The sequence below is a fragment of the bacterium genome (genome assembly GCA_023145965.1).
Taxonomy (GTDB): Bacteria; UBP14; UBA6098; order UBA6098; family UBA6098; genus UBA6098.
Window position 1 is genome coordinate 1 of the sequence record JAGLDC010000119.1, and the last position, 11,183, is coordinate 11,183.

9 protein-coding genes are annotated in these 11,183 nt (G+C 43.3%); 7 read left to right on the forward strand and 2 right to left on the reverse strand.

What is annotated here, in order from left to right; genetic code table 11:
• The first annotated feature begins 63 nt into the window (after window positions 1-63).
• From KAH81_10105 to KAH81_10135, 7 genes are all read left to right on the forward strand, one after another.
• Window positions 64-846, forward strand: coding sequence for a metal ABC transporter ATP-binding protein (locus KAH81_10105; protein MCK5834005.1), 783 nt, complete (start codon window positions 64-66; stop codon window positions 844-846).
• The gene (locus KAH81_10110) at window positions 839-1,651 is read left to right on the forward strand and encodes a metal ABC transporter permease (protein ID MCK5834006.1); all 813 of its coding nucleotides are present in this window, start codon (window positions 839-841) and stop codon (window positions 1,649-1,651) included. Before KAH81_10105 ends, KAH81_10110 begins: the two co-directional genes overlap by 8 nt.
• Window positions 1,651-3,006, forward strand: a complete 1,356-nt coding sequence (locus KAH81_10115) for a bifunctional folylpolyglutamate synthase/dihydrofolate synthase (protein ID MCK5834007.1) — start codon at window positions 1,651-1,653, stop codon at window positions 3,004-3,006. Before KAH81_10110 ends, KAH81_10115 begins: the two co-directional genes overlap by 1 nt.
• Window positions 3,007-3,267: 261 nt before the next feature.
• Window positions 3,268-5,928, forward strand: coding sequence for a hypothetical protein (locus tag KAH81_10120; protein MCK5834008.1), 2,661 nt, complete (start codon window positions 3,268-3,270; stop codon window positions 5,926-5,928).
• A gap of 43 nt (window positions 5,929-5,971) precedes the next feature.
• Window positions 5,972-7,345, forward strand: a complete 1,374-nt coding sequence (locus KAH81_10125) for a hypothetical protein (GenBank protein ID MCK5834009.1) — start codon at window positions 5,972-5,974, stop codon at window positions 7,343-7,345.
• 7 nt (window positions 7,346-7,352) lie between these two features.
• Complete coding sequence (locus KAH81_10130) at window positions 7,353-8,108, forward strand: gamma-glutamyl-gamma-aminobutyrate hydrolase family protein (GenBank protein ID MCK5834010.1); 756 nt, start codon at window positions 7,353-7,355, stop codon at window positions 8,106-8,108.
• Between the two features lie 217 nt (window positions 8,109-8,325).
• Window positions 8,326-9,417: a glycosyltransferase family 2 protein gene (locus KAH81_10135; GenBank protein MCK5834011.1), complete on the forward strand. Its 1,092-nt coding sequence runs from the start codon at window positions 8,326-8,328 to the stop codon at window positions 9,415-9,417.
• A 41-nt stretch (window positions 9,418-9,458) separates the two neighbouring features.
• On the opposite strand, the gene KAH81_10140 is transcribed toward KAH81_10135, so the two are convergent.
• Together KAH81_10140 and KAH81_10145 are read right to left on the reverse strand one after the other, a co-directional pair.
• Complete coding sequence (locus KAH81_10140) at window positions 9,459-9,938, reverse strand: hypothetical protein (GenBank protein ID MCK5834012.1); 480 nt, start codon at window positions 9,936-9,938, stop codon at window positions 9,459-9,461.
• A 143-nt stretch (window positions 9,939-10,081) separates the two neighbouring features.
• On the reverse strand, window positions 10,082-11,183 hold a 1,102-nt coding region (locus KAH81_10145; protein ID MCK5834013.1), incomplete at its 5' end, for a PhoH family protein.

Consider the following 11,183-nt stretch of genomic DNA (forward strand, 5'->3'; position numbering starts at 1 on the left):
CGCTGGGAAAATCTGGCGAGGGATATATAGAGCTTATGAAACGTAACACAAATGAGATTATCGATGGCCTCGAGTAAGCCCCTAATAGAGCTGAAGGATGTTACTCTGAATCGAGGAGGACGTATTGCTCTTGATTCGGTCTCATTGCACCTCGACCGGCGCACACTACTTGGCCTTATAGGCCCGAATGGAGCTGGTAAAACCTCGCTTCTCAAGGTTATATTAGGTGAATTAGAGCCTGAATCTGGTGAGGTTTTTCTGGATGGAATTCCGCATAAAAAGGCCTTAAGAGAAAGATGGCCTATAGGCTATCTTCCACAACACCATACATTCGAATCCCTAATACCAATAACCGGTTTCGAGGCTGTGATGATGGGTAGATTCGGGAGGATGGGAATATTTCGTAGTCCTTCTGAAGAAGATAGAAAAGCAGTTTTAGTTGCTCTCGAGCGTATTAATGCACTCGATTTAGCAGATAAACTTATCTCTGAACTCAGCGGTGGTCAAATACAGAGGATTTTTATTGCACGTGCTCTGGCATCTGAATCACCAGTTCTTCTCCTCGACGAGCCGGAGGCTGGGATAGATCGTGAAACAGCTGACCGTTTTATGCGATTACTTTCCGACTTACGCGATAAACTTGACCTCGGTATCATTCTTGTGAGCCACGATATAGGCATGATAACACGCAATGCCGATGTGGTAGCCTGTATCAATCATAAACTCCATTTCCACGATAAGCCTGTTAAACTAGATGGTTCAGCACTCTCCGAGGTATTTGGCGAGGAGTGTGAACTCTTGATCCACAGCTATCCCATACGACAACTCGAGGGCCACGATGATTGATGCCTTTAGTTATAGTTTTTTCCAGCGCGCACTTGCAGCTGGTGTTATATCGGGTGTTCTTTGCGGTATTCTATCGATTTATATTATCGCTCGGCGCATGGCTTTTATTGGCCAGGGGATATCACACGCTGCTTTTGGGGGGGTAGCATTAGGTCTATTTTTTGGAATAAACCCACTTACACCTGCGGCGTTATTTGCTATTGCCATGGCTTTTGGAATTAATTTTTTCTCAAAACACGGAAGAGTTAGCCGCGATACAATCATCGGGATATTGCTTTCAAGTTCGATGGCGATTGGCGCCATATTGATTGCATTATCAAAAAACTATTCAGGCTCGATTTCGAGTTACCTTTTCGGTAGCATTCTTTCTGTCGGCAAAGCGGAATTATGGTATCTTATTGTTGTAACCTTTATCTGTCTTGTGTTTGTTGGCATTTTTTTCAAAGAGCTAAAATTCATAGCATTCGATGAGCGTATGGCGGGGCTCTATGGTATCCATAAAGACGCAATACAGCTAGGGCTTCTTGTAGGTATAGCTTTGGCGGTAATAGCAGCTATTCAGGTTCTAGGGATAATTCTTGTGAACGCCTTTTTAATAATCCCAGGAGCCATCGCTGTGATGCTATGTAGAAAATATAATTCATTGTTTTGGGTTGCACCTACGATTGGTGCAGTTTCGGCATTGATAGGTCTTGTAATCTCGTTCTTACTCAATATCCCCTCCGGTGCGGCAATAGTCCTTTTGTTAGCTATCGCCTTTGTGGTTGTTTTCACGATTAAGAAATACTCAGGAGCAAAGGTATAGTGAAAAGAAGCCTTCTTGAAAGTGTAATCGAGAACCTCTACTCGTTTATAGATTATGAGAAACTAGGCGGGAAAAATCCATACAACACTAAAGAGGAGGATATCGAGCGTTTTAGACGCCTTTTGTGCGAGAGGGGAAATAGACATAAGGAATACAAAACTATTCTTGTAGCGGGTTCTAAGGGCAAAGGCTCGACTGCGGCAATGCTAGAATCTATGCTTCATATTGGAGGATACAAAACAGGGCTTTATACATCGCCGCATTTAGTGGATATTCGCGAGCGTTTCAGGATAGACGGAAGATGCGTCGAGGATGATGTTCTTGCAAGAAAAATCGAAGATATAACTCGAATGGTCACGGAAAAAACTGGGAAAAGGGGTTTCCGAACAGTGTTCGAGATAATGACGGCATCAGCTTTCGAGATTTTTGCCGATGCCGATGTCGATTATGCAATTATCGAGGTGGGAATAGGCGGCCGGCTCGATGCCACAAACGCTATAGATCCGGACGTATCGATTATTACAACTATAGGTCTCGATCACACTCATATTCTTGGGGATACTGTCGAGTTGATTGCTGGCGAGAAGGCCTGTATTATCCGTAATGGTAAGCCGCTTATTATAGGCTATCAATCCCAGGGAGCACATGAAGTAATTTTAAGCAAGGCTCGCGATTTAGGTGCAGAACCCATTGTCGATTTGAATGTTTCAAAACCATTGGATAATATTTCAATATCAAGGCAAGGAACGGTTTTTAACTATCGGGATAGCAATTGTAATTTATCATTGGTGGAATTGTCGCTCATCGGAGAGCATCAGGCGGAGAATGCCGCGATAGCGATTGCTGCATCGAGACTCCTCGAACTCGATGAATCGAGTATAAGAGCAGGCCTTTGTTGTGTGAATTGGCCGGGAAGACTTCAACTGGTGGGCACTTCGCCGGATATAATTGTCGATGGTGCGCACGGCCCGATGGCATTTAAGCGGCTCGTGGAGGCTATTCGACAGACATGGGGATGTTTACCTGTATGGATTTTCGCCGCGAATAAGGATAAGGATATTGCAGGAATGTTGGATGTTGTCAAATCCTGTAAGCATAACCTCATACTCACTACCTTCGATTGGCCGCGCGCAGCCTCACCAGAGGAACTACTCGCAATCGCCGGCGAAGGTTTTACAACCGATGATTTTAAGCAAGCACTCGATAAGGCCCGTGAACTCGCGGGCGCTTCTGGGTTAATAGTGATTGCGGGAAGCCTATATCTTGCCGGAGTCGCACTTAAAGAAAACGGCAGCATTCCATGCGAGTTATTTACTGAGTATTCCACTAAGATAGACATACATGCCGCCAGTTAAGTAATTCCCACGCAAACTGGATTCTGAAATAATATATTAAATCAACGTCAAATGCTTAAATAGTAAATGAATGACTGATACCTGAGTCCAAATGTCTAGCCAAATTCTAATGTTGTAAATTTCTCAAAATACCCGTTTTTGGTTGCAAGTAATTATTACAATTTAAGACACCTAAGAATTCACAGGGCGTTTTATCTTGATTTAGACTACTTTGAGATTTATAATTTTAGGTTATTAAACAATCCAATTATGAGGTAAAGAATGCGAAATAAAGTAATCGATCTTATAGTTTTATTAATGGTTTTTAGTTTAGGCTATGCCCAAGAAATTACAATTTCTATTGCGGCTGGTCAACAAGTAGTTCCATCGGTGGCAACGGACGGCACCGATTTTTTTGCAGTATGGGAAGATGCTCGTGCTGGAACTGGCAATCCCAATATTTATGGTAGGATTATTTCTGCCGGTGGTTCCCTTCCCGGTTTAGAATCCCCTGTTTGTGCTTTCATGAATTACCAAAAAATTCCCGATGTTGCTTGGGATGGCACTTACTACCTAGGAGTGTGGTTCGACCGCAGAGCTGGTTATCAAGTATATGGTAACCTGCTCAATCCTGATGGCACACTTTATCTCGGAAATTATAATATTTGCACTGTCGATGGAAGTATTCAAAATGTTCGGACCTCAGGCATGGAAGGTGCCTTCATTGTGCTGTGGGAAGAACGGCTTATGGGGATCAGCGATCTTTATTATTCAATAACTAAGAGCGATATGTCCTCTACAATTAGAACTCAATTAGGCGAACCGGATGGCAGCGAAAAGAATCCCGCTATTGCACGCGGAGATAGCGCTTGGATTGCAGTTTATGAAGATTCACTTGCATCGGGTAAAGGTATATTTGCTCAAAGTGTAACATATGGCCCTGGTGGCAGCGATATTTCTGCTATGATCGAGATTTCGGCAGTAACAAATGATGAAAGCTATCCGTCGATAGCGTATGGTGAGGATGGTTATCTTGTTGTTTTTGAGCGTGAAGGTGGTGTAACTAATAGAGATATTTTTGGTGTTATATTGGATTATTCAGGTGCGCCCATAGGTTCAGCTTTCCCTATCTCGACCGCCACCGGCAATCAAATAAAACCATCGATTTCGTTCGATGGTATTGGATATTTGGTAGTTTGGCAAGATAATCGCGATTTATTATCTGACATATATGGTCAAAGAATAAGCACCAACGGCACACTTATCGGGCCTGAAATTGCTGTTTCGACAGCAACGGGAACTCAACAAAAACCCCATTCAACATCGAATAGCGAACATCATCTCGTTATTTGGGAAGACTCCCGCGATGTTACTTCAGATATTTACGCTACGAGAATCCCTGCAATGACCATATCGAGCGCGCCAGAAGTAATGATATTACAGCCATCGCCATTTGTCGTGACATCTTGCGACCGCTATCCAATCAAGATGTTGATCGAGGACCCCGATGGTATTGACCCATTCTCGCTTTTGTTTTATAATGGAAGTGATACTGTAAACGGATATTCCTCATCGGTTGTATTTATTGGTGATACATTCAGATATACACCTTCGTCTGATTGGCCTAACGGATCGACAATTGATTTAAGTCTTGTCGATATAAACGACAGTCTCGGCAATCATATTGATTCACCGATCAACTGGAGTTTTACAGCAGACCTTGGAAATCCGGTTATTGATAATCTTATTCCTCGAGCCGGACAAGTCCTAACGGTATTTCCTGCTGTGATTTCGGCTAATCTAACAGATTCTATCACGGGAATAGATATTTCTACTCTCATAATGGTTTTTGATGGTGATACCTTGTTTTTTCCAGATAGCCGTTTAAGTTGGGATGGATTTACAATACGCCTTACCCCAGACACCACCGGTTTAATGATAGGAACCCATAGCGTTTCGATTAAAATCGGCGACTCTCCGGATGTTTGTGACCCAAATTACGTAACGATGGAATGGGATTTTTTCGTCAATCCGAGTGGTGGACCGAATGCCACTGCGGTTCTGCCTCGTAATGGAGATGTTGTTGCCAGCGCCACACCGGGAATTGAGATTCTAATTTCCGACCCGGACGGAATCGATGAAACATCGATCGAGATTTCTGTAGGCGGTGTGATGTATTCCTGGCCGAATCCCTCGATGTCGTTCTCCGATTCTATTCTTACTGTCGCGAGTTCATCAATTTTTATTCATGAGCAGATAGTGGCGGTCAACCTGATGCACGCTCGAGATGATATTGGCTCCGACCTTGAGTCGCCTTTAACGTATAGCTTCGTTGTCGATTTAGAACCACCTGTTGCTGGGACATTTTTCCCAAATACGGGCGATACACTTCATGTCGGGACCGAAGATATTTGGATTGTTGCGCAGGATGAGCCTGCTGGTATTACTGTTGATCCTTCCCATATTTCCTTTGAATTTTTCGATTTGAGTATGGATTTGATCGAAACGGCAATGGCAGGTATGACCTCTCGCGGGGATACTCTTGTTCTTCAGAGTGGGGCTTTTGGATCGGCACTCGACGACGGCTCAGAAATTATAATATGCGCTAATCTATCAGATAGCCCGGATGTTTATGAGCCTAACGACACGAGTTATTGTTGGCAAGTCTATATCGAACTGATGGCGATATCCGAACGCGAGTTGCCGGGCCAGAAAAACATGAATGTTATGCCGAATCCTTTCAATGCTGGGTGTATTATCCAATTCCAGGGAACTGTCGAGATATACGATATTTCGGGGAAGCTAATTGATGTTCTCGACGATTGCTCGAAGGGAGTGCTTTGGACTGGAAAAGACAGAGGGGGAGCTTCTGTTCCTTCGGGGATCTATCTGGTCAAAGGTCGAAATACTGGGATAACAGAAAAAGCGGTTTTGTTAAGATGATGTTCTCTTTCAGGGGATTAATTGAATTTAACTGGAGATTGAAATGAGTTTTTGGAAAATTGTGTTATTAGCATTGTTAACTTGTTCCAGCTTGTTTGTATTTATATCATGTGGTGACAACGGCACAGACCCAGATGACAATGGCAACGACACTACAGGCGATACTACCGATACGGTTGCACCGTTTATTTTTTCATGGAACCCAGCCGATGGTGAGACTGAGGTTTCAAGAGCAGCAACTTTGTGGGTTTCCATATGTGATACCGGCGGGTATGCTTCGGGGCTCAATCCCGATTCCATTTGGATGAATGTGAATTCGGTTGCTGTTATCCCATCGCTGATAACAAATTCCTGCGGTGGGTTGGATTTACGCTATATCCCGCCGTCGCAATTCGATTTGGGAGAAACTATTTATGTTGATGTCACCGCTGAGGATATGGCCGGCCATCGAGCAAACGGCTCCGCGAATTTTTATATAGAAATTGGCGACACCTTCAGCCTCGATATCGACAGTTTGCCGCCTTTGGATGGTTTCGCTTCGCGCTCGAGGCCGGATGGATTCACTACAAAAGCGCTTTATTTCTCCTCTCCAACATCGGGGAGTTATGTCGAATTGAGCGGTTCGCCATATCATTTAAGTTTCTCTCCAAAGCGCTCCTGGCTTCTTTATGATCCATATCCCGATGGAGATATTTATGCGGAAAATCCATCACTCGGTGCAAGGCTTCAGTTTACTTCAGATATTATCGAAGAAAAATATCCGGCGCTTTCCCCCGATGGCCACACTTTGGCTTTTGGGCGTAGTGAGGATATTATCTTGTATAATTTTCAAACCGAGGAAGAAAGGGTGCTTGCTTCGAGTTCGCAGGGTGGTCGGGAACTGGAGTTTTCACCTGACGGGCAATATCTAGCATATCGAAGTGGTTCAGGTTCCTATAATCCTAAGTTGTTTATTCGAAATGTCTCCGATGGTGACAATATAACCTATACAACGATCTATAACGATGTAAGCTCGTTCGATTGGAGCCACACACATAATGGTATCGCATGCGTTGTTACCGGGAATAGGCTATATTATTGGAATGTCGAGGGGGGATCGTATCCTCAACTTCTTCGTTCGGCGGATAATATTCAGTTTACGGCTTTCGATGGTATGGATAACATTTATTTTGTCGAGAAATATCCCTCCGGAGACAGAATACTTAAATCAAGTATATCTGGCCCACCGAGTATTGTTATAGATTTAACCTCGGAGAGCGCTACTGTCGAGGCTCTTTGCGCTTCCGAATATGGCGATATTATTTTTTCAAAAAGATCGGGTTCTTCTTTCACTCTTGAGTATCTTACCTCAGGAAACACATCCTCGACTTCGATAACCTCCTCGGTTGGGCAGACAATTCAACTTCAATGGTATTAGAGCGGAAATGAATAAACGACAACCGATAATCGGTATTACAGCTAGTTGGGCACCGGAAAAGGAGGGTAGGCCTTTTTTTTCAGACGCAGCTTTTGATTACTTAAAATGCGAGTATTCCGAGGCCATAGCCGACGCTGGCGCCGTGCCTATAATAATCCCAAATCTATCTCCGAGAAATTGGGATTATCTAAATACGCTTATTCGAAATCTGGACGCACTTTTTCTCTCCGGTGGAAGCGATCTTGCACCCGATTTTTTTAACCAAGAGAAAATTCAAGGGGCAAAATGCGTTATTCGCCGCAAGCGTGATGAGTTCGAATTCGAGTTAATGAGACGATGGGAAATGATTCGACCCCAAAGTCCGATCATGGCGATTTGCAGAGGACATCAGGTGCTTAATGCTTATTACGATGGTTCATTATTTCAAGATTTTGAAGCCTGCGGGATTAAGACTATCTCGCAAGGCCATAGGACACCTGAAAAAAAGCGCACAAATCATACTATCGAAGTCTATCCGGGGACACTTCTCGCAGAGATAATTGGAGCGGGAATTCATGAAGTAAATTCGAGTCACCACCAAGGGATAGATAAGCTTGCGGATGGATTTATTGTAAGTGCCCGCGCCGATGATGGCATTATCGAGGCTATTGAGCCTCGACTACGTGATCGGTGGTTGATTTCCGTTCAGTGGCACCCTGAAGCTATGGGCGATGTTGATAGTGGCAGAATTTTCGCTGCGTTTGTCGAATCTTGTATGACCTGATTTTTTTCCGCCAGACCAATTTCCAACCGCAATGGGACCCTTTGTAATAAATTACCTTCCCATCGGCTGATCGATAGTGTTATGGTGCTGCAAGTGTTCTTTTTGGAATGGAATCTGCGATAATCGAGTCGAGGTGATGAAAAACAAGTCGCCTTTGATATCGTGGGGAAATGTTTTGCGTTGACATAATGACAGTAGTTAATATAGTGAGCAATCTATGTCAGAAGATAGACAACAGATAGAAGAATCTCTCGAAATGGAGCGGACGGAACACACCGCTTGTTCTTTGCCTATGGTCTCGATTATTATTCCAGTTCGTAACGAGGAAACCTATCTTGGAAGATGCCTTGAATCAATCGAGAGGCAAACATATCCGCATGAATTGATCGAAGTGTTGGTCGTTGACGGTTGCTCAATAGACAAGTCGATGGATATTACCCGGAAATTCTCTGAAACAAGCAGAATAGAAACTCATATTATCGATAACCCTCGGGGCAATACCCCATGTGGATTAAATGCCGGCTATAAAAATGCGCGAGGTGATATCTTTATTCATTTTATTGGCCATGCTATGATGTCCAATGATTTTGTTGCCAAAGAAATCGAGTATTTGGAAAAAACCGATGCCGATGCTGTCGGAGGGCTTATTATCAGCACTTGCACTGATGACAGAACTGTCTCGCAAGGGATCGGTTACGCACTAAATAGCCTTTTTGGTCTGGGGGGAGTTACCGCTCGAACGGGAAATCGTCCGAGGTATATCGATAACCCGAGTTTCGCGGGTTATCGAAGAGAATTGTTCGATAAATTCGGTTATATCGATGAACGCCTGACACGCAATCAAGATTATGAGTTCAATCAGAGAATTACAGCGGGTGGAGCCAAGATATTTTTTTCACCGGAAATAAAAAGCCTCTATTTTAATAGACCCACCTACAGAAGCCTCTGGAATGAGTATTTCAAAGCAGCGAAATGGCGCACATTCATGATTGGGCGCTTTGTGAATGCAGTCCAAAAAAGGCACCTTGTTCCGCCGGTTTTTATTTTATCGATTATAGCCTTAACTGCGCTCTCATTTTTCAGCGTGCCAGCGTTTTGTGTGCTTATGGTTTTATTGGGTATTTATTCGATTGGCGCTGTTGTTTCCGCTATGCAAATCGCTTTCAAGCAAGGATTTAAATATATTCCAGCTGTGTTACTTAGCTATTTTGTGATTCATTTTGCCTATGGATTGGGTTTTGTGTGGGGAATTATCCATTTCTGGATTTTTGGTAAAGCACGACGAATTAAAATTGCGGAAACGCAATAATAGTCGGATCATTCAGCCGTTTTGAATCACTCCAATATTCCTTATCTTCTATTTATTATTTTCTTGAGATCGAGAAGCAGAAGTATAGCGAGTTTGTCTAATGTGTCGATTTTAAGATCGACAACAGGTGTACCAACTCGGGGTCTGACATAATGAAAACCGGTATTATCAATAGAAATACGCGCGTCTTCGGAAACCTCCTTGACTGTATCCTCCAGTAAATAATAAACTTCGATTGGGGACCGATAGAAATCGATGTCTATTGTAGGACCTTTACCCGAAAGCATGATAGCAATGGTCGGTTCCATAGGCATGGGAATGGATTTAACCATTCCCGCATAGGTTGTCAATTCTGCAAGAGGCCTTTCCGACGTGTTTTTGACGATATGCGCATAGTAGTTTTTCTCGCGTATTATATTATCGACATTTTTCGAGTTGCTATATTTAGCAACGAGGAGTATAAGCTTCTCGACAACGCGAAGATATATTAATGCACTCTCTTTGTCCAATAACACAGCCATAGCAATCCCAATATTAAAATATTTAGTATTTTATATACTAAAGCAAGTATATCAAGTTTTTTTATAAAATATACTAAACACTCTTAAGGCCTTATGGCCCAAAGAGAAACTTCAGGGGGGATTTGAGGGCAGGGGTTTATTGATTAAAGCAAATTGCTCGCAAGTTCCGCGAGTTCGCTCCTTTCGCCCTTAATAAGAGTGACATGTCCAAAAAGTTCCTGGTCTTTCATTCTATCTACTAAATAGGTAAGGCCATTGGATCTGCTGTCAAGATAAGGGGTATCGATTTGGTATATATCTCCGGTGAATACTATTTTTGCACCTTCTCCCGCGCGTGTAATTATGGTTTTAACCTCGTGTGGCGTGAGGTTCTGTGCTTCGTCCACAATAAAAAATATCTTGTCGAGGCTTCGGCCTCTGATGTAAGCAAGTGGCGATATTGTCAATTTATCAGTGTTAATCATATGGTCGATTTGAAGGAAATCTGGGCTGTCCTGAGAAAATTTGTGGCGGATAACAGCTAGATTATCATATAGTGGCTGCATATATGGCGCAAGTTTCTCCGATACATTACCCGGAAGATAACCTAAATCGCGGTTGCCCAATGGAACTATCGGTCTTGCAAGATAGATTTGACGATAGCGTTTGCGTTGGTGAAGGGCAGCAGCAAGTGCGAGTAGTGTTTTCCCGGTGCCAGCTTTGCCTGTAAGAGTAACTAGTTGGATTTCAGGACGATTAAGCGCATCGAGTGCAAAGGTCTGCTCGGCATTGCGTGGTTCAATGCCATATGCGTTGATACGATTGACCTTCTCGAACACTTGCTCTATTGGATTATAATATGCCAAAGCGCTTGAAGAACGATTTTTCAGGATAAAATACTGGTTTAGCGAAGGGTGCAAAATCGCTTCGAGTTCTTTTAAAGGAATCGAGAAAGGTTCTTGATAGAAGCGTGAGATAAGCTCCTTATCGAAACCATCGAAGCTAGCATGACCGGTGTATAGTTCGTCCACATTCGCGATCTTGCCGGTTTCATAGTCTTCCGCTGGAATTCCAAGACTTTTTGCCTTCATTCGAAGGTTGATATCCTTCGAGATGAGAATGACGTCACCGGTGGAGTTTTTATCCCTAAGATTATCAGCAAGCGCTAAAATACGGTTATCCGCTTTGTTCTCGGTGAAAGCTTGAGAAACGATTTTCGAAGGTTGAATCGAAACCTCGATAAAGAGCCTTCCTCTACCTTTACCA

Bases quoted from the DNA above. Each gene is read 5' to 3' on its own strand.
- KAH81_10105 (MCK5834005.1), top strand. From the start codon at position 64: ATGGCCTCGAGTAAGCCCCTAATAGAGCTGAAGGATGTTACTCTGAAT.
- KAH81_10110 (MCK5834006.1), top strand. From the start codon at position 839: ATGATTGATGCCTTTAGTTATAGTTTTTTCCAGCGCGCACTTGCAGCT.
- KAH81_10120 (MCK5834008.1), top strand. From the start codon at position 3,268: ATGCGAAATAAAGTAATCGATCTTATAGTTTTATTAATGGTTTTTAGT.
- KAH81_10125 (MCK5834009.1), top strand. From the start codon at position 5,972: ATGAGTTTTTGGAAAATTGTGTTATTAGCATTGTTAACTTGTTCCAGC.
- KAH81_10130 (MCK5834010.1), top strand. From the start codon at position 7,353: ATGAATAAACGACAACCGATAATCGGTATTACAGCTAGTTGGGCACCG.
- KAH81_10135 (MCK5834011.1), top strand. From the start codon at position 8,326: ATGTCAGAAGATAGACAACAGATAGAAGAATCTCTCGAAATGGAGCGG.
- KAH81_10140 (MCK5834012.1), bottom strand. From the start codon at position 9,938: ATGGCTGTGTTATTGGACAAAGAGAGTGCATTAATATATCTTCGCGTT.